Annotated in this window: 19 protein-coding genes, 1 pseudogene and 1 riboswitch; of the genes and pseudogenes, 9 read left to right on the top strand and 11 right to left on the bottom strand. The window is 74.1% G+C overall.

Features of this window, described 5'->3' with window-relative positions; translation table 11 throughout:
• Positions 1 to 107: 107 nt before the first annotated feature.
• Both ACI793_RS18010 and ACI793_RS18005 read right to left on the bottom strand, forming a co-directional pair.
• A complete protein-coding gene (locus tag ACI793_RS18010) occupies positions 108 to 947 on the bottom strand; it encodes an HDOD domain-containing protein (protein WP_456607751.1) in 840 nt (279 codons plus the stop codon).
• Positions 944 to 3,013: a putative bifunctional diguanylate cyclase/phosphodiesterase gene (locus tag ACI793_RS18005; protein ID WP_456607750.1), complete on the bottom strand. Its 2,070-nt coding sequence runs from the start codon at positions 3,011 to 3,013 to the stop codon at positions 944 to 946. Before ACI793_RS18005 ends, ACI793_RS18010 begins: the two co-directional genes overlap by 4 nt.
• Positions 3,014 to 3,140: 127 nt before the next feature.
• On the opposite strand from ACI793_RS18005, the gene ACI793_RS18000 reads away from it, so the two are divergent.
• The 5 genes and pseudogenes from ACI793_RS18000 to ACI793_RS17980 all read left to right on the top strand — a co-directional run bounded on the left by ACI793_RS18000 (position 3,141) and on the right by ACI793_RS17980 (position 9,664).
• Positions 3,141 to 4,778 carry a leucine-rich repeat domain-containing protein gene (locus tag ACI793_RS18000; RefSeq protein ID WP_456607749.1) on the top strand — a complete coding sequence of 546 codons (1,638 nt, stop codon included), beginning with the start codon at positions 3,141 to 3,143 and terminating at the stop codon, positions 4,776 to 4,778.
• A gap of 141 nt (positions 4,779 to 4,919) precedes the next feature.
• Complete coding sequence (locus ACI793_RS17995; RefSeq protein ID WP_456607748.1) at positions 4,920 to 6,506, top strand: Re/Si-specific NAD(P)(+) transhydrogenase subunit alpha; 1,587 nt, start codon at positions 4,920 to 4,922, stop codon at positions 6,504 to 6,506.
• Positions 6,503 to 7,915: a Re/Si-specific NAD(P)(+) transhydrogenase subunit beta gene (gene pntB, locus ACI793_RS17990; protein ID WP_456607747.1), complete on the top strand. Its 1,413-nt coding sequence runs from the start codon at positions 6,503 to 6,505 to the stop codon at positions 7,913 to 7,915. Before ACI793_RS17995 ends, pntB begins: the two co-directional genes overlap by 4 nt.
• Positions 7,916 to 8,034: 119 nt before the next feature.
• Positions 8,035 to 8,736, top strand: a pseudogene (locus tag ACI793_RS17985) (anti-sigma factor RsbA family regulatory protein); the annotation flags it as partial.
• Between the two features lie 199 nt (positions 8,737 to 8,935).
• Positions 8,936 to 9,664, top strand: a complete 729-nt coding sequence (locus ACI793_RS17980) for an ANTAR domain-containing protein (protein WP_456607746.1) — start codon at positions 8,936 to 8,938, stop codon at positions 9,662 to 9,664.
• On the opposite strand, the gene ACI793_RS17975 is transcribed toward ACI793_RS17980, so the two are convergent.
• Complete coding sequence (locus ACI793_RS17975; protein ID WP_456607745.1) at positions 9,665 to 10,075, bottom strand: hypothetical protein; 411 nt, start codon at positions 10,073 to 10,075, stop codon at positions 9,665 to 9,667.
• Positions 10,076 to 10,244: 169 nt separating this feature from the next.
• Between ACI793_RS17975 and ACI793_RS17970 the strand changes: the two genes are divergently transcribed.
• The gene (locus tag ACI793_RS17970) at positions 10,245 to 11,453 is read left to right on the top strand and encodes a glycoside hydrolase family 3 N-terminal domain-containing protein (protein WP_456607744.1); all 1,209 of its coding nucleotides are present in this window, start codon (positions 10,245 to 10,247) and stop codon (positions 11,451 to 11,453) included.
• Between the two features lie 95 nt (positions 11,454 to 11,548).
• Here the strand turns inward: ACI793_RS17970 and ACI793_RS17965 are convergent, their stop codons facing one another.
• The 4 genes from ACI793_RS17965 to ACI793_RS17950 form a co-directional block, all read right to left on the bottom strand.
• On the bottom strand, positions 11,549 to 12,394 hold the full coding sequence (locus tag ACI793_RS17965; protein ID WP_456607743.1) for an aggregation-promoting factor C-terminal-like domain-containing protein: 846 nt from the start codon (positions 12,392 to 12,394) through the stop codon (positions 11,549 to 11,551).
• 76 nt (positions 12,395 to 12,470) lie between these two features.
• Positions 12,471 to 12,624, bottom strand: a riboswitch (cyclic di-AMP (ydaO/yuaA leader).
• Between the two features lie 125 nt (positions 12,625 to 12,749).
• Positions 12,750 to 13,391: a class I SAM-dependent methyltransferase gene (locus ACI793_RS17960; RefSeq protein ID WP_456607742.1), complete on the bottom strand. Its 642-nt coding sequence runs from the start codon at positions 13,389 to 13,391 to the stop codon at positions 12,750 to 12,752.
• A 4-nt stretch (positions 13,392 to 13,395) separates the two neighbouring features.
• On the bottom strand, positions 13,396 to 14,259 hold the full coding sequence (locus ACI793_RS17955) for an SDR family NAD(P)-dependent oxidoreductase (RefSeq protein ID WP_456607741.1): 864 nt from the start codon (positions 14,257 to 14,259) through the stop codon (positions 13,396 to 13,398).
• Complete coding sequence (locus ACI793_RS17950) at positions 14,259 to 15,740, bottom strand: flavin-containing monooxygenase (protein WP_456607740.1); 1,482 nt, start codon at positions 15,738 to 15,740, stop codon at positions 14,259 to 14,261. The genes ACI793_RS17955 and ACI793_RS17950 overlap by 1 nt, the downstream gene beginning before the upstream one ends.
• 146 nt (positions 15,741 to 15,886) lie before the next feature.
• On the opposite strand from ACI793_RS17950, the gene ACI793_RS17945 reads away from it, so the two are divergent.
• Positions 15,887 to 16,537, top strand: a complete 651-nt coding sequence (locus ACI793_RS17945; RefSeq protein WP_456607739.1) for a TetR/AcrR family transcriptional regulator — start codon at positions 15,887 to 15,889, stop codon at positions 16,535 to 16,537.
• 4 nt (positions 16,538 to 16,541) lie between these two features.
• Here the strand turns inward: ACI793_RS17945 and ACI793_RS17940 are convergent, their stop codons facing one another.
• Positions 16,542 to 17,054 carry a universal stress protein gene (locus ACI793_RS17940; RefSeq protein ID WP_456607738.1) on the bottom strand — a complete coding sequence of 171 codons (513 nt, stop codon included), beginning with the start codon at positions 17,052 to 17,054 and terminating at the stop codon, positions 16,542 to 16,544.
• Between the two features lie 127 nt (positions 17,055 to 17,181).
• Positions 17,182 to 18,177 (bottom strand): hypothetical protein, encoded by a 996-nt coding sequence (locus ACI793_RS17935; protein ID WP_456607737.1) that lies wholly within the window; start codon positions 18,175 to 18,177, stop codon positions 17,182 to 17,184.
• Between the two features lie 290 nt (positions 18,178 to 18,467).
• On the opposite strand from ACI793_RS17935, the gene ACI793_RS17930 reads away from it, so the two are divergent.
• Positions 18,468 to 19,625, top strand: coding sequence for an LLM class flavin-dependent oxidoreductase (locus tag ACI793_RS17930; RefSeq protein WP_456607736.1), 1,158 nt, complete (start codon positions 18,468 to 18,470; stop codon positions 19,623 to 19,625).
• Entirely contained in the window at positions 19,622 to 20,278 is a 657-nt protein-coding gene (locus ACI793_RS17925; RefSeq protein WP_456607735.1) for a CE1759 family FMN reductase, read from the top strand. Before ACI793_RS17930 ends, ACI793_RS17925 begins: the two co-directional genes overlap by 4 nt.
• Positions 20,279 to 20,311: 33 nt before the next feature.
• On the opposite strand, the gene ACI793_RS17920 is transcribed toward ACI793_RS17925, so the two are convergent.
• Entirely contained in the window at positions 20,312 to 21,886 is a 1,575-nt protein-coding gene (locus ACI793_RS17920) for an FMN-binding glutamate synthase family protein (protein WP_456607734.1), read from the bottom strand.
• 70 nt (positions 21,887 to 21,956) lie between these two features.
• A complete protein-coding gene (locus tag ACI793_RS17915) occupies positions 21,957 to 23,276 on the bottom strand; it encodes an MFS transporter (protein WP_456607733.1) in 1,320 nt (439 codons plus the stop codon).
• Positions 23,277 to 23,284: the final 8 nt, after the last annotated feature.

The raw sequence follows: 23,284 nt of genomic DNA, 5'->3' as shown, positions 1-23,284 counted from the left end.
GCCCCGCTCCCCTTCGGGGGGCGGGGCTCCGCCGCGCTGTGACCCCGTCCAGTGACCGCCGCGAGCATGCGAGCGGTGGGGAGGACGGAATCCTTCCTGGGGTCCTCTCAGTCGCCGAGCATGGCGCGGCGCAGCTCGTCGGCGTCGCCGCGGACGACGTCGAGCACCGGGGCCACGTCGTCCTCGCGCAGCTGGCCGCAGCTGACGCGGACGATCGGCACCGTCTCGTAGTCCTCGGTGGTCAGCCGCGCCGCGATCTCGAAGCAGCTGCGCAGCAGCGCGCCGTCGGGCGCCCGGTAGTCGTCGACATGCTTGAGCGGCACGATCATCGGGTCGGGGAAACCCCACTGCTCCAGCGCGACCGCGGTCAGGCGGAGGCTGTTGATCCCGTACCGCCGCGTCTCGGCGGCGCGGCGGCCCGCGAAGGTCGGCTCGGTGGCCGCGATCTCGGCGTAGCCCTCGCTGTCGTTGTGGAACAGCAGCGCCGCACCCATCTGGGCCAGCAGCCCGAGGCAGAGCGCGTCCTGGGGGCGCTGCCCGAACCGCGGCGCCAGCGTCGCCGCCGCCAGCGCCAGGTGCGTGGTGAAGTCCCAGAAGTCCTCGGGCAGCCGCGACTCGTCGTCGAGGTCGGTGAGCGCCACGGTGGCCATCGTCCGCACCGTGGTGAAGCCGACGACGGTCACCGCGAACTGCAGCGAGGTCACCCGGCCGCGCATCCCGAAGTAGGCGGAGTTGGCCAGCTTCAGGACCCGGCTGGCCAGGGCGACGTCCGAGGCGAGGATCCGGGAGAGCTCCTTGGCGCTGGTGTCCTCGGAGTTGGCCACCGACACCAGCTGGGCGGCGACCGGCTTCTGCGCGGCCATCGTGTCGATGCTGGCCAGGATCTTCTCGACGTCGAACGACGGCGCGGGGACCGGCGCCAGATCGGGGAACGGTGTGATGGTCACTGGGCGGTCTCCCCGTGGACGGCGAACCAGGTGGCGGCGTGCTCCCCGGTCATGGGTTCGGCAAGGGTGAAGCCCTGCAGGTAGGTGGCGCCCAGCCGGGCGAGCTCGTCGGCCTGCTCGGCGGTCTCGACGCCCTCGGCCACGGTGCAGAGGTTCAGGTTGCGGGCCAGGGCGATGACCGCGGAGGCGATCTCCCCGTGGCCGGCGCTGAGCTCGGCCACGAAGGAGCGGTCGACCTTGAGGCAGTCCACCGGCAGGTGCCGGAGGTAGGCCAGCGAGGAGTAGCCGGTGCCGAAGTCGTCGATCGCCAGCTCCACCCCGAGGTCGCGCAGCTGCTGCAGGACCCGCTGGGCGGCCGCCGGGTCCTTCATGAGCGCCGACTCGGTGATCTCGATGGAGATGCGCGAGGGGTGCAGCTGGTGGCGCCGCAGGGCCGCCGCGACCTGGTCGGGCAGGTTCCCGTCCAGCTGCAGGGCCGAGACGTTCACGTTCGCGCGCGGCGGGGCGGCGGCGCCGGTCAGCCGGTCCCACTCGGCGAGCTGGCGGCAGGTCTCGTCGAGCACGAGCAGACCCAGCCCGCCGATCAGGCCGCTCTCCTCGGCCAGCGGCACGAAGACGGCGGGGCTGATCGGGCCGCGCTCCGGGTGGTCCCATCTCGCCAGCGCCTCGACGGCGACGGGCGTGCGGGACGCCGTGCTGAAGATCGGCTGGTAGAGCAGCGTGATGTCGCGGCTGTCGATGGCGTCGCGCAGCTCGGTGACCAGCCGCAGCTTGTCCCGCGCCTCCGCGCGGGCTTGCTGGTCGAGCACCGTGATGCGGCCCTTGCCACCGGACTTGGCCTGGTACATCGCGATGTCGCAGTCGCGGATCAGCTCCTCCGGGGCCACGTGCTCCGCGGTCTGGACGGTCACGCCCACGCTGGCGTGCGGTCGCACGTCGACCCCACCCAGGCGCATCGGCCGGGCGAGGGCGGCGATGATGCGCTCGGCGAGCGCGACGGCGTCGTCCTCCCCCACCTGCTCGCACACCACGACGAACTCGTCGCCGCCGAAGCGGGCGACCAGGTCACCGGGCCGCACCGTCGCCCGGAGCCGGTCGGCCACCTCGATCAGCAGCTCGTCGCCGGAGGTGTGGCCGAGGGAGTCGTTGACGACCTTGAAGTTGTCCAGGTCCAGGAAGAGGCAGGCCAGGCCACCGGCGCCCGGGTGGAAGCGCTCGGCCACGTACTGGGCCAGCAGCGTGCGGTTGGGCAGCTCGGTCAGCGGGTCGTGGTTGGCCTGGTGGGCGAGCCGCGTCTCGAAGGCCAGCCGGTCGGTGATGTCCTCGATCGTGGCGACGAAGCCGGCCCCGACCCCGGGGGTGAAGAGGTGGGCGAAGCGGATGACCGTCGTCCGCACCGTGCCGTCGTCGCGGATCAGGCGGGCCTGCACCTCCACCTCGCCGCCGCCCAGGACCGCCGACACCTGCTCGATGACGGCGTCGAGGTCATCGACGTGGAGGGTGTCGATCCAGCCGGTGCCGAGCATCTGCTCGGCGCCGCGGCCCACCAGGCTGCAGAACGCGTCGTTGACGTGCGCCAGCCGCATCCCCTGTTCCGACAGCAGCGTGGGCACCGGCGACCGTTCGGTCAGGGCGGAGAAGCGGCGCTCGTGCGCGTCGGCCGTCGCGCGGAGGGCCCGCTCCTGCTCGTTGGCGGTCGCCCGGAGCATGACCGTCCAGCGGCGGCCTCCCGGGGACGGCGTCGTGAGGACGGAGGCGTCCAGGAGCGCCCCGCTGGCGGTGCGCACCTGCAGCGTGCGCCGGGCCGACCGCTCGCGGCGCAGCAGCAGCTTGAGCTCGCCGCCTCCCAGGGTGGGGAACAGCTGCTCGACCGGCATGGCGCACAGGTCCGCCGGGCCGTAGCCCAGCAGCTGTACCGCGCCCACGTTCGCCCAGGTGAAGCGCTGCGTGCGGCCCGACGTCTCGGCCACCAGCAGCGCGAGGGAGTCGCTGACCGCGGCGCTGTAGAAGATGGAGGAGACGATCTCCGGCGGCACGTGGTCGTCCGACGAGATCACGGCGGTCACGGTCCTCCCCTCGTCGCTCGTGGTGCGGCGCCCGACCGGGCGCGCCACCGCTTACTTCGGCCGTTCGGCGCAGGCTCTTTCACCCCAGCCGGGATCGGTCCCCCGATGGAGGGAGGAAGCGGGTGGAGTGGCGCCCGAGGATCGCCGCACCGCCTGGCTAACCTGCCGCCCAGGAGGTGCCGCCATCCCCCGCATCCTGGATCTCACCTGCGCGCTTTTCGCGCTGGCCGGCGCGGCGCTGGCCCTGGCCGTCCGGTCGCCCGGCGAGTCGTCGTCCCCCGTGGTGCTGGCCGCCGCCCTGTGCGCCGCCCCGCTCCTGGTGCGGGCCGTGCAGCGTGCGCCCGCCGGGCGGCTGTGGGCCCCCGTGACGGCGCTCGGCGTGGTCCTCCTCGTCCTCGGCCTGGCCGGCAACGCCGACCGGGACGTGCTCGCCCTCGTCGACCCGGCCACCCCGCCACGCCTGGTGGCCTACGAGGCCGCCACCACCACGGCGCCCCTGAGCTGGGCCGCCGGCGGGCTGGCCCTGCTGCTCGCGGGTCTGGCGCTGCGCACCGCCGACCGGGTCCTCGGCGTGCTCTCCGCCGGGGTCGGGGTCCTGCTGTCCGCGTCCGTCGCGGCCGTGCTCCTGGCCCGGTCCGTCGCGGCGTCGACGTCGTCGGTGATCACGGTCGACCGACCGCGGGCCGCCCTCGCGGCACTGGTGCTGCTGGCCGCGCTCTTCCTGGTCGTCGCCGTGGCGAGCCGGCCCACCGCGACGCCCGCACCCCCCGAGGGGAACGCCGGGCCCGCGCGCTCCGCGGCCGGTGTGGTCCGCTGGACGGCGGTGGCCGGGGTGCTCGTACTGGTCGCCGCTGCCGGCTCCTGGGCTTGGTCGTGGTTCGGCACCAGCACCGAGCCCGCGCGGGTGATCGTCGACGACGCCCTGGCCGCCTGCGTGGCCGCCGCCGCGGGCCTGCCCGGTGCCACCGACGGCGTGTCCGACCGCGACCTGAGCGCGATCAGGGACCTCAGCTGCACGCCGGAGACCTCGGCGCTGGGCCCGGTGCGCTCGCTGGAGGGGATCCAGCGGTTGCCCAACCTGGTCGAGCTCGACCTCACGGGCAACGGGCTCACCGACATCTCCCCGCTCGCCTCGCTGCCCCAGCTCCGCACCCTCACGCTGAGCCGGAACCAGATCAGCGACGTCGCCCCGCTGGCCGCGCTGGCCCGGCTGGGCACGCTCACGCTCACCGGCAACCAGGTCAGCGACATCGGCCCGCTGGCCGGACTGCCGCTGCACGACCTGGGGCTCTCGCAGAACCCGGTGAGCGACCTGTCGCCGCTGGCCGGCACGTCCACGCTGTCGACGTTCGGCCTGAGCGGCGGGCAGGTCACCGACATCTCCGCGCTCGCGGGCAAGGACGGGCTGCGGACGCTGGACCTGACCGGCAACCGGATCACCGACGTGTCCCCGCTCGCCGGGCTGCCGACGCTGGACACCGTCCGCCTCGGCCAGAACGCGATCGTCGACCCCTCGCCCCTCGGGACCGTGCCGACGCTGCTGATCCTGGACCTGTTCGGCAACCGCATTGCCGACGTGGGCGGGCTGGCGCAGGCCCCGCTGCTCCAGGAGCTCCAGCTCGGCGCGAACCCGCTCACCGACCTCACCCCGCTGCTGGCGGTGGACACGCTGGTCAACCTCGGTCTGGACGAGACCGACGGCACGCTCGTGACCGGGATCGAGGAGCTGCGCGCCGCCGGCGTGTCCGTGAACGGACTGGCCTGACGTTCACCCGCGGGGACGTGGCAGTGGTCACATCGGCGGGCCCCGAGCGGGCACATCGTCGTTGCCCAGGCATGATCCTTCCCGATCACCGAGCACGCGTTCGACCCCACACCTGGTGACCGGCCGAGAAGCCGGTCCCCGATGATCGGAGCCACGTTGCACATCGGAGTGCCGCGCGAGACCCGCCCCCGCGAGACACGGGTGGCCGCGACCCCGACGACGGTGACCCAGTTGGTGGGTCTCGGCTACGACGTCGTCGTCGAGTCCGGAGCCGGTGCGGGCAGCAGCTTCCCGGACGACGCCTACGCCGCTGCCGGCGCGCGGATCGGCACCGCCGACGACGCCTGGCAGGCCGACGTCGTGCTGCGGGTCAACGCCCCGTCGGTCGAGGAGATCGGCCGGCTGCGGGACGGCGCGACCCTGGTCGGTCTCATCAGCCCGGCGTTCAACCCCGAGCTGGTCGACGCGCTCGCCGCCCGCCCGATCACCGTGCTGGCGATGGACGCCGTGCCGCGCATCTCCCGCGCGCAGTCCCTCGACGTGCTCAGCTCGATGGCCAACATCGCCGGCTACCGGGCCGTGGTCGAGGCCGCCCACGTGTTCGGCCGCTTCTTCACCGGCCAGGTCACCGCGGCGGGCAAGGTGCCGCCGGCCAAGGTGCTCGTGGCCGGCGCCGGCGTGGCCGGCCTGGCCGCCATCGGCGCCGCCAGCAGCCTGGGCGCCATCGTCCGGGCCACCGACGTGCGCCCCGAGGTCGCCGAGCAGGTGCGCTCCCTGGGCGGCGAGTACGTCGCCGTGCCGGCCGGCGAGCAGGAGGTCAGCGCCGACGGCTACGCCCGCGAGATGGGCGAGGACTTCAACCGCCGGGCCGCCGAGATGTACGCCGAGCAGGCGACCGACGTCGACATCATCATCACCACCGCGCTCATCCCGGGCCGGCCCGCACCGCGGCTGATCACCGAGGAGATGGTCGCCTCCATGCGGTCGGGCTCGGTGATCGTGGACATGGCGGCGGCCCAGGGCGGCAACGTGGCGGGCTCGGTGCCCGACGAGATCGTCGTGACGCCGAACGGGGTGTCGATCATCGGCTACACCGACCTCCCGGCCCGGCTGCCGGCGCAGGCCTCCCAGCTCTACGGCACCAACCTGGTGAACCTGCTCAAGCTGCTCACCCCCGGCAAGGACGGCGCGCTGGTCCTCGACATGGACGACGTCGTGCAGCGCGCGATCACCGTGGTGCGCGAGGGCGAGAAGACGTGGCCACCACCGCCGGTCCAGGTCTCCGCCGCGCCACCGGCGCCGGCTCCCCCCACCGCGGGCGCGACCGCCGCGCTGCCGGAAGTGCCGGAGAAGACCCCGGCCCCGGCCCGGCGGTTCGCTCTGGTGGGCGCCGCCGCGGCCGCGCTGTTCCTGCTCACCGCCTTCTCCCCCAGCGAGCTCGTCCAGCACTTCACCGTGTTCGCGCTCGCCGTGGTGGTCGGCTTCTACGTGATCAGCGGTGTGCACCACGCGCTGCACACGCCGCTGATGAGCGTCACGAACGCGATCTCCGGGATCATCGTCGTCGGCGCCCTGCTGCAGATCGGGCACGACGACGCCCTGGTGACCGCGCTGGCGTTCGTGGCGATCCTCGTCGCCAGCATCAACGTCTTCGGCGGCTTCGCCGTCACCCGCCGCATGCTGAGCATGTTCTCGCGCGGCCCGAGCACGAAGGTCGCCGCCCGATGACCGCCACCGGTGCCGCGTCCGCGGCCTACATCGTCGCCGCGCTGCTGTTCATCCTCAGCCTGGCCGGCCTGTCCAAGCACGAGACGGCCAAGGCCGGCAACGCCTACGGGATGGCCGGCATGGTCATCGCGCTGGTCGCCACCATCGGGCTGGCCATCGACCACGGCATCTCCGGCACCGGCGCGGTCCTGCTGGTGGTGGCCGTCCTCATCGGGGCCGCGATCGGCCTGTGGCGGGCAGCCCAGGTCGAGATGACCGGCATGCCCGAGCTGATCGCCCTGCTGCACAGCTTCGTCGGCCTCGCCGCCGTGCTGGTCGGCTGGAACGGCTACCTCACGGTCGAGGCCGACCTGGAGAACCAGACCGAGGTGTCCTCCGACCTGCTGGGCATCCACTCCGGCGAGGTGGCTATCGGCGTCTTCATCGGCGCGGTCACCTTCACCGGCTCGATCGTGGCGTTCCTCAAGCTCTCGGCCCGGATCAAGAGCAACCCCCTGGTGCTCCCCGGCAAGAACTGGCTCAACCTCGGCGCTCTCGCCGCCTTCGTGGCGCTGACCGTCGTGTTCGTGGTGGAGCCGAACCTGCCGGTGCTGGCGGTGCTCACCGTGATCGCGCTGGCTCTCGGCTGGCACCTGGTCGCCTCGATCGGCGGCGGCGACATGCCGGTCGTCGTCTCGATGCTCAACAGCTACTCGGGCTGGGCGGCGGCCGCGGCCGGCTTCCTGCTCGGCAACGACCTGCTCATCATCACCGGTGCGCTGGTCGGCGCCTCGGGTGCGTACCTCTCCTACATCATGTGCAAGGCCATGAACCGCTCGTTCATCTCGGTGATCGCCGGCGGCTTCGGCAACGAGGGCGGCGCGGCCGCCTCCGACGTCGACTACGGCGAGCACGTCGAGATCTCCGCCGAGGACACCGCGGAGCTGCTGCGCGACGCCACGTCGGTGGTCATCACGCCGGGCTACGGCATGGCCGTGGCCCAGGCGCAGAGCGCGGTGGCCGAGCTGACCCGCAAGCTCACCGAGCGCGGCGTCGAGGTGCGCTTCGGCATCCACCCGGTGGCCGGGCGGCTGCCGGGCCACATGAACGTGCTGCTCGCCGAGGCCAAGGTGCCCTACGACGTCGTGCTCGAGATGGACGAGATCAACGACGACCTCGCCGCCACCTCCGTCGTCCTGGTCATCGGCGCCAACGACACGGTGAACCCCGCCGCGTCCGAGGACCCGGCGAGCCCGATCGCCGGCATGCCGGTGCTCCGGGTCTGGGAGGCCGAGCGCGTCGTGGTGTTCAAGCGGTCGATGAACACCGGCTACGCCGGCGTGCAGAACCCGCTGTTCTTCCGGGACAACAGCCGGATGCTGTTCGGGGACGCCCGCGAGCGCGTGGAGGACATCCTCCGGGCGCTCTGAGCGACGGAGGCGTGGCTCACGACCCCTGTTGCTCCGGCCCCCAGAGGCATACGGTCCGTACATGCGCGCACACGGATCGGTGACCGAGCCTCCGGTCGCGCACTCCGCCGACCACCTCTGTCGGCGCCTGGCGGACGGTGCTGGACGAGGCCACTGCGGCCGGGCGCGGCCTGCGCGGCGTCGGTGAGCCGGCCTGGCCCGGCCGCCGGGACGCGGAGTACGTCGAGTGCCGGCTGCACGAGCTGCTGCTCAACACCGCCTTCGACGACGGACCGCCCTGGCGCCTGCTGTGCCCCTACGACCAGAGCCGGCTCCCCCGCGCCGTACGCACCGGCGCGCTGCAGTCCCACCCGCTCGTCTCCGCCCACGAGCACCGCCGGCCCAGCACCGCCTTCTCCCGCGACTCCGCGGCGGCCACCTTCGCCACGCCGCTGCACCAGCCGACCGAGGGCGTCCTGCGCGGCATCTACGGCGCCGGCGACGCCCGCGCGACCAGGCGCACCGTGGGCACGTTCGCCCGCTCCTGCCGCCTGTCCGACGAGCAGGCGCAGGCCCTCGAGCTCGCCGCCTCGGAGCTGGTCGCCAACTCCGTCCGCCACGGCGGGGGCAGCGGTACGGTCGCGATGTGGCGCACCGACGAGGCCGCCGTCGTGGAGTTCAGCGACGGGGGCCACATCCACGACCCGCTCGTCGGCCGGCGGGTCCCGCCGCCGGAGCAGGCGGGTGGCCGGAACCTCCACCTGGTCAACGAGCTCTGCGACCTGGTGCAGCTGCGCTCGTGTCCACGCGGGACGACGGTGCGCATCACGACCTGGCGCTGAAGCGTCCGCGGACGCCTCCTCCGGGCCGGCACGCATGCCCGGCGGCGGCCCCGCCCGGCCGCCGCCGCCGGGTATAGTTGCTCCCGCGTCAGACAGCCGGCGCGCGGAGGATTCCCTCCAGTGGACGAGACCCCGGTGCACCCGGGGAGTCCCGCCGAACCGACCGGGCCGACCGTCCGGTCGTCCTGCACGGAGGCACGTGAGCACCCACGACGCCGGCGCGCCGGACGCCGTCGCCGTCCAGTCGGCCCTCGCCGAACTGGGCCGCATCTCTCTGGCCGAGCACTCCCTCGAGTCCGTCGTGCGGACGGTCACCGAGCTGACGGCCCGAGTCCTCCCCGAGGAGCCGATCGCATCCGTGACCATCCTCCGCGGCGCCCAGCCGGCCACCGTGGCGGCCAGCGGAGGACTCGCCCGCGACCTGGACCACGAGCAGTACCGCCTCCGCTCGGGGCCGTGCCTGAGCGCTGCCGCCACCGGGCACCGGTCGGAGATCGCCGACACCCGGCAGGACCAGCAGTGGCCCGACTTCGCCGCGCTCGCGGTGGAGGCCGGCTGCGACAGCATGCTGTCGGTCCCGCTCCCCGGGCACGAAGGGGTGTCCGGAGCGCTGAACGTCTACGCCCGGAAGCTCACCGGCGCCGACCAGCGGACCTGGGACCTGCTGAGCCGGTTCGCCGCCTACGCCGTCGTCCCGGTGTCGAACGCCTACCTCTACGCGGCGGCGGTGGAGCGGGCCGAGCACCTGCAGGCGGCCCTGGACACCCGGGGCGTCATCGACCAGGCCAAGGGCATCCTGATGGAGCGGTTCAAGCTCACTCCGGATGCGGCGTTCCAGGCCCTGACGCGCGTGTCGATGGAGACGAACACCAAGGTGCGCGACGTCGCCGCGCGCTTCGTGGCCACCGGGGAACTGCTCGAGGACTGATCAGCGGGCCGGATCCGTCCCGGGTTCCCCGGGGTTCCCGTCGTCCCGCCGCACCAGGTCACCCACCGCCTCCTCGAGCCGGGCCCAGGTGCCGCTCCACTCGACCAGCGGCTCGAGGATCCGCTCGAAGACCGCCAACTGCTGGTCGAAGGCGTCCAGCTGGGCGCGCATGCCCGCGATCCCGGCCCGCTGTGCGGCCACCATGTCCGCGACCGCCCGCAGCTGGGCGGCCGACATGGCCCCCGGCGGGCTCGGCAGCGCCGGGATGGACAGCTTGGCGGGCATCGACCCGGCGACGGTCCGGGCCCGGTCGGTGAAGCTCCGGAGCTGCTGCACGAACTCCTCGACGGACCGGCCCACGAGGCCGCCCGGTGGCACGCCCCGCTCGGGTTCTGGTCGTTGCTCGGTCATGCCCGGACGCTATGCCGGTGCACGCCCCGGGGCGACCGGGGCCGGCCGCGGCGGCACCGGCCCACACCACCCCGGGCCGGGCCGTCCCGGGCCGCCGGACGGCACAATCGGCTCCGGCCGCAGCGGTCGCCGCCCGGCGATCCCCGCGGCGATCCCGAGAGGAGCGTCCATGCGTCCGACCGTCCGCGCCACCGCCGTGCTGGCCCTCACGGCGGGACTGGCCGCCTGCGGGGGCGAGCCGGGCGCCGGCGGCTCCGCATCGACCCCGGCTCCCTCCTCCTCCGCCGCGCAGCCGTCCCCGTCCCCGTCGGAGGCGCCCGGCTCCCCGGTTCCCGGGAACGACGCCGAGGCGCGGGTGGCTGATGCGCTCGCCGGCCTGGACCGCCGCGAGCAGGTCGCGCAGCTGTTCGTGGTCGGCGTCCCCGCCGATTCCCTGGCCACCGGCGCCCGGCTGGTCGAGCAGGGCGCGGGTGGGGTGTTCCTGGCCGGGCGGCCCACGGAGTCCGCGGCACAGCTGTCCGCGCTCACCGCGGCCTGGCGGGAGCAGAACACCGGGCCGGGGCTGTGGATCGCCGTCGACCAGGAGGGCGGCAGCGTGCAGACCCTCAAGGGCGAGGGCTTCGAGCGCCTGCCCAGCGCCACGGTCCAGGGCGACCTGCCCGGCGACCAGCTCGCGGACCTCGCCGGCGAGCTGGGCCGCCGGCTGAGCGGCGCCGGCGTGAACCTCAACCTCGCGCCGGTGGTCGACGTCGTCCCGGCGGGCACCGAGGCCGACAACGGCCCGATCGGCTTCTTCGACCGGCAGTACGGCAGCACCGGCGCGGAGGTCGTCCCGGCCGCGACGGCCGTCGTCGACGGACTGGCGGCGGCAGGGGTCACCTCGACGCTCAAGCACTTCCCGGGGCTGGGCCTGGTGCGCGGGAACACCGACGACACCGCGGACGTCGTCGACGCGGTCACCACGGCCGGGGACGACCAGGTGACCGCGTTCGCGGAGACGCTGTCCCGGACCGAGGCGGAGCCGATGGTGATGATGTCGTCGGCGACCTACAGCCGGATCGACCCGGCCTCCCGGGCGGCCTTCTCGCCGGTGGTCATCGGCGACCTGCTGCGCGGGGAGCTGGGCTTCTCCGGCCCGGTCATCTCCGACGACCTGGGGAGCGCGGTCGCGGTGACGCACGTCCCGGTGGGCGAGCGGGCGGTGCGCTTCCTCGCTGCGGGCGGGACCCTCGTGCTGACGGTCGCCCCCGACACCTTCCCGGCCATGCTGGAGGCGGTGCTGGCCCGGGACGCGGCCGACCCGGCGTTCGCAGCCGTCGTCGACTCCGCCGTGCACACCGCGCTGCTCGCGAAGGCCGAGGCCGGGCTGCTCGGCTGAGCCCGGCACGCACGGAGCCGCCGAGATCAGCTGATCTCGGCGGCTCCGTGGCGTCGAGGCACCGGGATCACGCGATCCCGGCCGCGGGGCTCAGGTCAGTACCAGCCCTTGGCCTGCGAGTGCGACCAGGCGCCGCAGGGCGAACCGAAGCGGTTGTTGATGTAGATCAGCCCGGCGTCGATCTGGCGGTAGCCGTCGGAGGTCTTCGCGATACCGGTGCCGGCCCAGGTGCTGTCCAGGAACTGCGCGATGCCGTACGCGGTGCTGCGCGGGTTCTGCGCGTTGGGGTTCCAGCCGCTCTCCTTGCCCCACAGCTTCTCGAGGCAGGAGAACTGGGAGCTGTTGCCGCCGAGCTTCTGCAGGGCGTAGCTCTGGTAGGAGCCCGACGGCGCGGCGGGTGCTGCCGCTGCCGCGCGGGGAGCGGGGGCGGGGGCGGCCGGGCGAGCGGCACGTGCGGCGCGGGCGGCCTCCGCGGCGCGGGCGGCTTCCGCGGCGCGAGCCGCCTCGGCGGCGCGGGCGGCCTCCGCGGCACGGGCTGCCTCGGCGGCGCGGGCGGCCTCCACCCGGGCCGCCTCCTCGGCCGCGAGCCGGGCGGCCTCCTCGGCCGCGCGGCGGTCGTGCTCGGCCTGCTCGGCGGCCAGCTGGTTCAGCGCAGCGGCCGTCTGCTCGGCGTCCCGCGCGCTCCGGCTGGCGGCCAGCTTCTCCAGCGGCGCGACGACGTCGGTGTCCAGCGCGGGCGCCGGCTCCGCCGTGATGCCGAGCTGCTGGGCGACGCTCATCGACTCGGTCTGCGCGACGGCCTGCGCCTCGGGCTCCCCGGCGGAGAGGACGCCGACCATGACGGCGCCGGCCGTGGCCACGCCGATGAGGGCGACGGACCGGCGGGCACCCAGCGGCGGGCGGTTGCGGAGACGTGCGTTCACGGTGGTGCGGAGGTTCATGAGGAGGTTCTGCTCCGGGGGTCAGGGCGCAGCAGAGCAGCCGCCCCCCAGGGGCGGCGAGAGCCTGCGGCTGTCCAGTTCTTCCGTGAGCCGCCTACCGGGTTAGCTGACGGGTTCGGGCGGGAAGCAGCCCTACCCCGCCCCGGACTGGAGGTCCGGGGCCGGGATTCACCCCAGTACGTCGGTGGGTCCCCGGCTCGCCTCTCGGGGCGATTCGGCGGCGCCCGGCGCGGAACCCTCGGGTGAGGGAGCCGCCGGCCGGACCGGGCCAACGTAACGGCTGTTATCGGTTCGTGACAATGCCGTGAACGTATTTACCGACGTGACGCATCTCCCGTTCACGGCCGGGACGGATTCACGGCAGCCGCCACACCGTCGTCCGGCGGACGCGGGCAGGCCCGCCTTCGGTGTCGACGACGTCGTGGACGGCGGCCTCGACCAGCCGGTGGTGCGGCAGGTACGGCCGGCCGGGGTCCCCGATCAGCACCTCGGCGCCCGTGGCCCGGACGGCGTCCAGGAACGGCAGCACCCGGTCGGTCATGATCCGGTCGTAGCAGACGTCGCCGGCCAGGACGACGTCGACCGACGGCGGCCCCTCCCCCAGCAGATCGCCCACCGGCTCGATCCCGGCCACGCCGTTCAGCGCCGCGTTCTCCGGGATGGCGGCCAGCCCGAAGGGATCGATCTCGCTGGCCACGACCCGCGTCGCGCCGGCCATGACCGCCGCGACGGCGACCAGCCCGCTGCCGGCGCCCAGGTCCAGCACCGAGCGGCCCGCGACGACCTCCGGGTGATCGAGCACGTAGCGGGCCAGGGCCTGACCACCGGGCCAGGCCGCCGCCCAGAAGGGCGGCTCCTGGGCGGTCCGACCCTGCTCCACCGCCATCGCCTCCCACAGCGCGACGACGTCGGCGGCGACCAGCAGCCGCACCTCGGGCACCAGCGACGGACGCACGGGGCGGGTGTGGGCGCGGATGAACTCGGCGGGGACGGTCACCCGGTCAGTCTCGCGTGGCCGCCCCGCCCCGGGCGGAGGAGCCCCGGGCGGCGATGCCCCGGGCGACGAGCCGCCAGTAGCTCCCCGGCCGCAGCCGCACGAGTGCGTCAGGCACCCGCGCGCTGAGACCGATGAGCAGCCGGGGACGGCGCTTCTCGATGGCGGTCACGATCTGCGCGGCGGCCTTCTCCGGTGGGATGCGCAGCAGCCTGGCCATCTGCGCACGGCCCTCCGCGACCTCGGCGGGGTCCACCCCCGAACCCAGGCGCGCGCTCTCGGCGATCCGCGTCCGGATGCCGCCCGGGTGGACCACGGTGACGCCGACCTCGTCGTCGGCGAGCTCGTGCCGCAGCGACTCGCTGAAGCCGCGCACGGCGAACTTGCTGGCGGCGTAGGCGGCCTGCCCGGGCGGGGCGAAGATGCCGAAGATGCTGGAGACGTTCACCAGGTGCGCACCGGGGTGCGCCTTGAGCGTGGGCAGCAGCGCCGCGGTCAGCCGCACCACCGCACGGAAGTTGATCGCCAGCACCCAGTCGAACTCCTCGAGGGTGACCTGGTCGAAGCGGCCACCCAGCGCGACGCCGGCGTTGTTGACCAGCAGCGTCGTCCCCGGATGGGCGGACGCCAGGGTCGCCCCCAGGGCGTCGGTGGCCGCCTCGTCGGCGAGGTCGACGACGTAGGTGTCGACCTCCAGTCGAGGGTGAGCTCTGCGGATGCGGTCGGCGACCGCTGTCAACCGGTCCCCGTCGCGGTCGACCAGCACCAGGGCGCTGCCGCGGTCGGCGAGCTGGAGCGCGAGCGCCTCGCCGATGCCGCTGGCGGCGCCGGTGACGACAGCCGTGCCGCCGGCGAACTCGTAGGCGCGCATCAGGCGGCCGCCCGCTCGGTGCGGGCCGGCGCGGCGGAGAAGGTGATGCCCTCGTCCTCGAGGGGGCCCCGGCGCATCATCCGGACGTCCCGGATGTAGTTCTGGTGCAGCCTCCACGGCGTGCGGCTGCCCTGCTTGGGCAGCTGCGCCAGGCTGCGCTGCACGTACCCGGCGGCCAGGTCGAGGAAGGGCAGGGAGGCGCCCTCGGGGGGCGCGACCGGGGTGGCGACGGCGAGCCCGCGCGCATCCATGTGCCGCAGCAGCCGGCACACGTACCGGTTGACCAGGTCGGCCTTGAGCGTCCACGAGGCGTTCGTGTAGCCGATGACCATCGAGAAGTTGGGCACGCCGGAGAGCATCATCCCCTTGTAGGAGACGGTCTCGGACACGTCGACCGGCTCGCCGTCGAGGCTCAGCGACATCCCGCCCATGGCCAGCAGGTTCAGGCCGGTCGCGCTGACGATCACGTCCGCGTCGAGGTGCTCGCCGGACTCCAGCTCGATACCGGTCTCGGTGAAGGTCGCGATCCGGCCGGTGACCATGGAGGCCGTGCCGTCGCGCAGGGTGCGGAACAGGTCCCCGTCCGGGACGAGGCAGAGCCGCTGGTCCCACGGGTCGTAGGGCGGGTTGAAGTGCGTGTCGACGTCGACGCCGGCGGGCAACTGCTTCTCGGTCAGCCGGCGGATCAGCTTCCGGACGCCGCCCGGCCAGCGCCGGCTGGCCTGGTACAGCGCGGTGGTGGTCAGCACGTTCTTCCACCGCACGATCGGATAGGCCACCTTCGCCGGCAGCTTGCTGCGCAGGAGCTCGGCCAGCGGGTCGGTGCCCGGCAGCGACATGACGTAGCTCGGCGTGCGCTGCAGCATCGTCACGTGCGCGGCGGCGCCGGCCAGGTTGGGCACCAGGGTCACCGCCGTGGCGCCGCTGCCGATGACGACGATCCGCTTGCCGGTGGCGTCGAAGTCCTCGGGCCAGTGCTGCGGGTGGACGATCTCCCCGGTGAACCGCTCCTCGCCGGCGAACTGCGGGCGGAAGCCCTCGTCGTAGCGGTAGTAGCCGGAGCACACCGACAGCCACGAGCAGGTGAGCTGCACCGTCTCGCCGGTGTCGGTGCGGCGGGCGGTGACGGTCCACCTCGCCTCGGCGCTCGACCAGTCGGCCGAGAGCACCTGGTGGTGGAACCGGATCTTGTCCTCGACGTCGTACTCGCGGGCGGTGTCCCGGATGTACTCGCGGATGGAGGCGCCGTCGGCGATGGCCTTGGCGCCGGTCCACGGCCGGAAGGCGTAGCCGAGGGTGAACATGTCGGAGTCCGACCGGATGCCCGGATAGCGGAACAGGTCCCAGGTGCCGCCGATGGCGCCGCGGGACTCCAGCACCGCGTAGCTCTTGTCCGGGCACTCGGCCTGCAGGTGGCAGGCGGCGCCGATGCCGGACAGCCCGGCGCCGATCACGAGGACGTCCACGTGCTCGGGACTCATGTCCACACTCCAGGGATCGGGCCGGCCCAGGCGGCTCAGGGGGTTCGGCGGTGCCGCGGAACCCTGCACCGTCGACGCTATCGACGCACTGTCGAACGAGTCAACGGGGTGTCGAGTTACGGCGCGTCCCCCGGTACGATCCCGGCATGTCCGACGGCGCCGCTCCCCCGCCGGTCGTGGGGCGCGGCCGCCGTCCCCAGCGCGCCAACGGGGACGACCGGGAGCTGGCGATCCTCGCCACGGCGGAGCGGCTGCTCGAGGAGCGCACCCTCGGCGCGATCTCGGTCGACGACCTGGCGCGGGGCGCCGGCATCTCCCGGCCCACCTTCTACTTTTACTTCCCGTCCAAGGACGCGGTCCTGCTGACCCTGCTCGACCGGGTCGCCGCCGAGGCCGACGCGACCATGGGTGCGGTCTTCGACACCCCGGCCACCGGGCCGCGGGAGGGCTGGCAGCGGGCGCTGTCCGCCTACCACGACACGTTCCGCAGGCACCGCGCCCTCACCGTCGCGTGGGCGGAGGCGCGCTCGACCAGCGAGGCCGTGCGCACGCTCTGGGGCGAGGTCTTCGAGCGCTGGGTGCAGCGCTGCGCGACGGCGATCGAGGCCGAGCGCGCACGCGGCGCGGCTCCGGCGGGGCCGGCGGCCCGTGACCTCGCCATCGCGCTCACCTCGATGAACGAGCGCGTCATCTACGGGTCGCTCAGCGGCGACGGGCCGGCCGTGGCCGACGCCGACGTCGTCCCGGTGCTGCTGCGGGTGTGGCTCGCCGCCGTCTACGGCGACGAGCCGCACTGACCCCTCAGGCCTCGACCGCGGCGTTCTCGCCGGTGACCGCTTCCAGCTCCTTGCCGCTGGCCCCGGTGCGGACCACGGTGACCGGGCACGACGCGTGGTGCACCAGCTTGTCGCTGACCGAGCCGAGCAGCAGGCCGGCGAAGCCACCGCGTCCCCGGGCCCCCATGACCACCAGGCTGGCGTTCTCGGCGGCCTGCATCATCGCCTGCTCGGCCGGTCGGTGCGCGACGTGGCAGGTGACCCGCACCTCGGGAGCCAGCCCGGCCATCCCGACGTGCGCGGTCAGCTCGTCGTGGACCGCCTGCTCCCACTCGGGCAGCGGGGGGACGTACCCCGCCGTCCCGCTGGCCGGCTGCGGCGCCGTGGTCATCGACCAGGCGCGCACGACGTGGAGGTCGACGTCAGCCCGCGCTGCGAGCTTGCCGGCCCAGATCAGCGCCTCCTGCGCGCACTTGGATCCGTCGTGCCCGACGACGATCCCGCCCTCGATCTGCACCGTCCTGGCGACCTCGCTCACCGCTGACCTCCTGTGCTCACTCCGACGACTGGACGCCGCGCTCGCAGCAAGGTTCTCATTCCGGCACGACCGACGGTCGCCCGGCGTGCCCGGCGCGGCCGGCGTGCCGCCCGGCCGGGGCGCAGGATCAGGTGGACACCGGCACCGGCCGCCGCAGCAGCACCACGCCGTCACCGGCGGCGCGCTGCCCGGGCGGTGCGTCCACCACCGCCGTGGCGGCCCGGTCGTCGGCGGGACCGGCCAGGGCTGCGTCGTACTCGCGGCCCTCGATCGCGACGTTGGGCTCGACCGCCTCGGGCACCGTCGCCGCGACCGCCTGGAGGGCCTCGCCGATCCGGCTGCTCAGGCCGCGCAGGGACTGGCGGGCCTGGTCGCGCTGGTGGCGCAGGGCGGCCACCCGCTCCTCCAGCTCGCCCAGCCGCTCGGCGGCGGTGGCCGCGGCCTGCTCGCGCTCCCGCGCCGCCTCCTCGCCCAGGCGCCGGCGCTCCTCGGCGGCCTCCGCGGCCAGCCGGTCCCGGTCCCGTGCCGCCTCGGCGGCCAGCCGGTCCCGCTCGTCGGCGGCCGCCCGCAGGAGCTCGGCGGCCTCCTCCCGGGCCCGGTCGAGCATCGTCTGCGCCACGTCGCGCTGCTTGCGGGCGTGCTCGCGCAGCTCGTCGGCCGCGCGCACCGCCGTCTCCTTGATCTCGTGGGCCTTCCGCAGCCGGGCATCGGCCTCGCTGCGCGCCTCGGCGACCAGGTGCTCGGCCTCGCGCGCGCCCGCGTCGGTGAGCGCCGCGGCCTCCTCGGCGGCCAGCCGCAGCATCTCCTCCACCCGGTCGGACACCGGGAACACCACCCGCCCGCGCGGCGCGTCGGCCAGCAGGCGGCGGGAGATCTCCAGCTCGGCCGAGCAGGCACCGAACCGACCCAGCAGGTCGTCGACCTGACGGCGCACGGTGCGCAGCTCCGACTCGGCCCAGGAGACGTAGGTGTCGACCTCGACCGGGTCGTAGCCCCGCAGCCTGCTGCGGAACACCGGTGCGGAACCGAGCATCGAGTCCAGCGCCCCGCTGTACGCGGGCGCCGGCCTCCCGTCGGTCGCGCCGCCCTGCTCGCCGGCCCCGATCTCCGTCCGCACCGCCATCGCGCCGCCCCCTCGAATCCCAGGGACCTCCCCTGCCGCAGGCACCGGCCGGCGCCCCGGCGCGGGGCGGTCGCCCCCCACTGGTATCGATCCGGACAGTGCCAGAACCGCGGACGCCGGGCGGGGCGCCGTGACCGGACCGTGAACTGCCATCGGCGTAGTTCGGCTGCGGGTGGCGAGTCGGTCACCCAGCGGAGTCGGTCCGTTCGCGGGTCGCACGTGCGGGAATGCCGACCCTGCGGACATGGTTCGCTAGGGTAGTTGCATTCTCAACCACCCTGGGGGCGGACATGCAGTTCGGCATCTTCACGGTCAGCGACCTCACGCAGGACCCGACCACCGGTCGCACGCCGACCGAGCGCGAGCGGATCAAGGCGGTCCTGGCGATCGCGCGGAAGGCCGAGGAGGTGGGCCTGGACGTCTTCGCGCTGGGCGAGCACCACAACCCGCCGTTCTTCTCCTCCTCCCCCACCACGACGCTGGCGCACATCGCGGCCCGGACGTCCACGCTGCAGCTGTCGACCGCGACCACGCTGATCACCACCAACGACCCGGTGAAGATCGCCGAGGACTACGCGATGCTCCAGCACCTGGCCGACGGCCGGGTCGACCTGATGCTGGGGCGCGGCAACACCGGCCCGGTGTACCCGTGGTTCGGGCAGGACATCCGCAACGGCATCGAGCTCGCCGTCGAGAACTACGCCCTGCTGCGCCGCCTCTGGACCGAGGAGGTCGTCGACTGGCAGGGGAAGTACCGCACCCCGCTCCAGGGCTTCACCTCGACCCCGCGCCCGCTGGACGGCGTCGCACCGTTCGTGTGGCACGGCTCGATCCGCTCTCCGCAGATCGCCGAGCAGGCCGCCTACTACGGCGACGGCTTCTTCTCCAACCACATCTTCTGGCCGCCCGAGCACACCCAGCGGATGGTCGAGTTCTACCGCCGCCGCTACGCGCACTACGGCCACGGCACCGCCGACCAGGCGATCGTGGGCCTCGGCGGGCAGGTGTTCATGCGCCGCAACAGCCAGGACGCCGTGCGCGAGTTCCGGCCCTACTTCGACAACGCGCCGGTCTACGGCCACGGCCCCTCGCTCGAGGAGTTCTCCGCCGAGACGCCGCTGACGGTGGGCAGCCCGCAGCAGGTCATCGAGCGCACCCTGGGCTTCCGGGACTACGTCGGTGACTACCAGCGCCAGCTGTTCCTCATCGACCACGCCGGGCTGCCGCTGAAGACGGTGCTCGAGCAGCTGGACCTGCTCGGCGAGGAGGTCGTGCCGGTCCTCCGCCGCGAGTTCGCCGCCCTCAAGCCGGCGCACGTGCCGGACGCGCCCACGCACGCCTCCCGGGTCGCTGCCGCGGGCGGATCGGTGGACGCCACCGTCCACGCCGACGGCGACTCCGTGACCGGGCGGGCGCCGGACGAGCGCCGGGAGGTCGAGGTCCGATGAGCACGCAGGCCGGGAGCACCCGGACGATCGCCGTGGTCAGCGCCGGGCTGAGCACCCCCAGCTCGACCCGCCTGCTGGCCGACCGGCTCACCGCGGCCACCGTCGCGGCGCTCGCCGACCGCGGCGTGCCCGCGACCGTCGAGGTCGTCGAGCTCCGGGCGCACGCCCGCGACCTGGCCGACAACCTGGTCACCGGCTTCGCCAACAAGCCGCTGCGCGCCGCCGTCGACACCGTCGTCGGCGCCGATGCGGTGATCGCCGTGACGCCGATCTTCTCGGCCTCCTACAGCGGTCTGTTCAAGACGTTCTTCGACGTGCTCGACACGGATGCCCTCGTGGGGACGCCGGTCCTCATGGGTGCCACGGCGGGCACCGCGCGGCACTCCCTGGCCCTGGAGCACGCCCTGCGCCCGCTGTTCGCCTACCTGCGGGCCACCGTCGTGCCGACGGCCGTGTTCGCCGCGTCGGAGGACTGGGCCGCCGGCGACCGGGCCGGCGTGGCCGGCGCCGACAGCGCGCTCGCCGACCGCGTGGCCCGCGCCGCCGGCGAGCTCGCCGACCTGGTGGCCGGTCGGCCGCCCGCCGCGCCGGCGGATCCGTTCGCCGACCCCACGACGTCCTTCGAGGACCTGCTGCGCGGTAGCGGTACCTGAGGCTGATCCTCACCCTCCAGCTGAGGGCGAGGGTCAGCCGACGGCGTCCTCGGAGGGCGGCGCGCTGCCGCCCTGCGGCGCCTCTCCGGTCATGAGCGCGGCGATCGCGGCGCGGTCGGCGGCCGAGGGCATCCCCCAGCCCGGCTCGTAGCCGTACACCTCGTGCAGCGGCGTGGACGCCGTCCGCCCGGTGAGCACCTCCACCGATCCGGCGCCGATCAGCCCCGGGTGCTCGACGCCGCACGCGCCGGCGACCTTGAGCAGGTCCCGGCGCAGGGTCTCGATGTAACCGGCGGTCCGGACCGACTTCAGCTCCGGGTCCAGCCCTCGGGTGAGCCAGGCGTTCTGCGTGGCGACGCCGGTCGGGCACGTGTCGGTGTGGCACTTCTGCGCCTGGATGCAGCCGATCGCCAGCATCGCCTCGCGGCCCACGTTGACCATGTCGCAGCCCAGCGCGAAGGCGACGGTCGCGTTGTCCACCAGCCCCAGCTTGCCCGCCCCCATGAAGACGACGTCGTCGGTCAGCCCCTTGCGGGCGAAGGTGCTGTAGACGCGGGCGAAGCCGAGCTGGAAGGGCAGCGAGACCGAGTCGGTGAAGATCAGCGGCGCCGCGCCGGTGCCGCCCTCTCCCCCGTCGATCGTCACGAAGTCGACCCCGCGGCCGGTCGCCGCCATCCGGTCGGTGAGTTCCTCCCAGAAGGCCATGTCGCCGACCGCGGATTTGATCCCGACCGGCAGCCCCGTCTCGTCGGCCAGGAGCTCGACCCAGTCCAGCAGGCTGTCGACGTCGGAGAACTCGGCGTGCCGGGACGGGCTGATGCAGTCCTCGCCCTCGGGCACGCCCCGCGTCTCGGCGATCTCGGCGGAGACCTTCGCCGCCGGCAGCACGCCGCCCAGCCCCGGCTTGGCGCCCTGGCTGAGCTTGATCTCCAGCGCGCGTACCGGCGCCCCGGCGACCAGGTCGGTGAGCCGCTGCAGGTCGAAGCGGCCCCGCTCGTCACGGCAGCCGAAGTACGCCGTGCCGAGCTGGAAGATCAGCTCGCCACCGTGCCGGTGGTGCGGCGACAGGCCGCCCTCGCCGGTGTTGTGCAGGCAGCCGGCCAGCGCCGCGCCACGGTTGAGCGCCTCGACCGCGGCGCCGGACAGCGAGCCGTAGCTCATCGCCGAGATGTTCACGACCGACGGCGGACGGAAGGCGTGCCGGCGCCCGCGGGCCGCGCCGAGCACCTTGGCGGCGGGCAGGTCCGCGCCGCGCCCGGCGTGCACGTCCGTCGCCGGCACGGCCCGGCCGAAGGTCCGGTGGTTGATGACCGGATAGCCGGCGGTGTACTCGAGGTCGTTGTCCGTGCCGAACGCGAAGTAGTTGTTCTCGCCCTTGGCCGAGGCGTAGACCCAGCGCCGCTGGTCGCGGGTGAAGGGGCGCTCCTCGTTGTTGCCGGCCACGAGGTACTGCCGCAGCTCGGGCCCGATGGACTCCAGCAGGTACCTCGCGCGCCCGATCACCGGGTAGGTGCGCAGCAGCGAGTGCTCGCGCTGCAGCAGGTCACGGGCGGCGACGGCCGCGACGGCGGACAGCCCGGCCGCGGCCGCTCGGGTGACGCGATTCATGGCCCCACCTTCCCAGCGCACCGGCCCGGGCGACACCGGGACGCACGCGGGCCCGCCTCAGGAGCAGGCGTCAGGAGTAGGCAGAGCTCCCGCGGAGCCGGGCGCGGACCGCGGTGGCCAGTGGCGCGAGGACGACGCCGTCGCGCGCCAGCCGCGCCCGCAGCTCGCGTCGGTGGCGCAGGACGCCGGCCAGCCCGATGGCCCAGAACACGTACTGGACGGCGAAGGCCGCCCGGAACGCGCCGAGCTCGTAGTCGGTCGAGGCGCCCGGGGTGAGCAGGTCGAGCACGGCACCGATCCCGAGGATGGTCAGCAGCGACGCGACGAAGCCACCCACGTTCACCACGCCGCTGGCGCTGCCCATCCGCTCGGCGGGGTTCTCCGTGCGGGCGTAGTCGAAGCCGATCATCGATCCCGGACCGTTGGTGCCCAGCACGACGACGAGCGCGACGAGCAGGGGCAGCGGCGCGCGCCCCGGCCACAGCAGCACGACGGTCCACGCGGTCGCGGTGGCCCCCAGGATCGAGAACACCAGCACCGACCGGCGCAACGGCCAGCGCCCGCACAACCGGCCGAGCAGCGGACCGACCGCCATGCCCACGAGGACGAGCAGGGTGAGCAGCCCCGCCGCCGTCCCCGGCGAGAGCCCCTGGCCCACCACCAGGAAGGGGTAGCCCCACAGCAGCGCGAAGACCGTGCCGGAGAACTGGGTGACCAGGTGCGTGTAGAGCCCGATGCGCGTCCCCGGTTCCCGCCAGGTGTCCACCAGCGTGCGGCGCAGCTGCGCCAGGCCCACGGCAGGGGCGCGCACCGTGCCACCGGGTGCGTCCCGCAGGGCGACCCACACCAGGACGGCGACCAGCAGCCCGGTCGCCGCGGCCCCCAGGAAGGTCGCCTCCCACGAGGTGCCGTGCAGCAGCGCCACGAGCGGGTAGGCCGCGAGCACCGAGCCCAGCTGGCCGAGGATGCCGGTGAGCTGGGTGATCACCGGGACCATCGACCCGGGGAACCAGAACGAGACCACCCGCAGCACGCTGATGAACGTCATCGCGTCCCCGGCGCCGACCAGCACGCGGGCGGCCACCGCGGTGGGGACGTCCCCGGCGAGCGCCAGCACCAACTGCCCGGTGGCCATCGTGACGGCGCCGGCGAGGATCAGCCGCCGCGACCCGAACCGGTCCAGCGCCACGCCCACGGGGATCTGCAGGCCGGCGTACACGGCCAGCTGGAGGACCAGGAACAGCGAGACCGCCGAGGCGCCGGCGGAGAACCGCTCCTGGGCGTCGACGGCGGCCACGCCGAGGGACGCCCGGTGGAAGACCGCGACGACGTAGGACAGCAGCGCCACGGCCCAGACCGCGTAGGCGCGGGCAGGCGTGGCCGAGGTCATGACTGTCC

It is taken from the genome of Blastococcus sp. SYSU DS0617 (genome assembly GCF_054051075.1).
The sequence above is the reverse complement of the archived record's forward strand: the minus strand, read 5'-3'. Positions and strand labels throughout refer to the sequence as shown.

Coding starts and splice junctions, on each gene's coding strand:
- ACI793_RS17995 (WP_456607748.1), top strand. CDS start 4,920: ATGATCGGAGCCACGTTGCACATCGGAGTGCCGCGCGAGACCCGCCCC.
- pntB (WP_456607747.1), top strand. CDS start 6,503: ATGACCGCCACCGGTGCCGCGTCCGCGGCCTACATCGTCGCCGCGCTG.
- ACI793_RS17975 (WP_456607745.1), bottom strand. CDS start 10,075: ATGACCGAGCAACGACCAGAACCCGAGCGGGGCGTGCCACCGGGCGGC.
- ACI793_RS17970 (WP_456607744.1), top strand. CDS start 10,245: ATGCGTCCGACCGTCCGCGCCACCGCCGTGCTGGCCCTCACGGCGGGA.
- ACI793_RS17965 (WP_456607743.1), bottom strand. CDS start 12,394: ATGAACCTCCGCACCACCGTGAACGCACGTCTCCGCAACCGCCCGCCG.
- ACI793_RS17955 (WP_456607741.1), bottom strand. CDS start 14,259: ATGCGCGCCTACGAGTTCGCCGGCGGCACGGCTGTCGTCACCGGCGCC.
- ACI793_RS17950 (WP_456607740.1), bottom strand. CDS start 15,740: ATGAGTCCCGAGCACGTGGACGTCCTCGTGATCGGCGCCGGGCTGTCC.
- ACI793_RS17945 (WP_456607739.1), top strand. CDS start 15,887: ATGTCCGACGGCGCCGCTCCCCCGCCGGTCGTGGGGCGCGGCCGCCGT.
- ACI793_RS17935 (WP_456607737.1), bottom strand. CDS start 18,177: ATGGCGGTGCGGACGGAGATCGGGGCCGGCGAGCAGGGCGGCGCGACC.
- ACI793_RS17930 (WP_456607736.1), top strand. CDS start 18,468: ATGCAGTTCGGCATCTTCACGGTCAGCGACCTCACGCAGGACCCGACC.
- ACI793_RS17925 (WP_456607735.1), top strand. CDS start 19,622: ATGAGCACGCAGGCCGGGAGCACCCGGACGATCGCCGTGGTCAGCGCC.
- ACI793_RS17920 (WP_456607734.1), bottom strand. CDS start 21,886: ATGAATCGCGTCACCCGAGCGGCCGCGGCCGGGCTGTCCGCCGTCGCG.
- ACI793_RS17915 (WP_456607733.1), bottom strand. CDS start 23,276: ATGACCTCGGCCACGCCTGCCCGCGCCTACGCGGTCTGGGCCGTGGCG.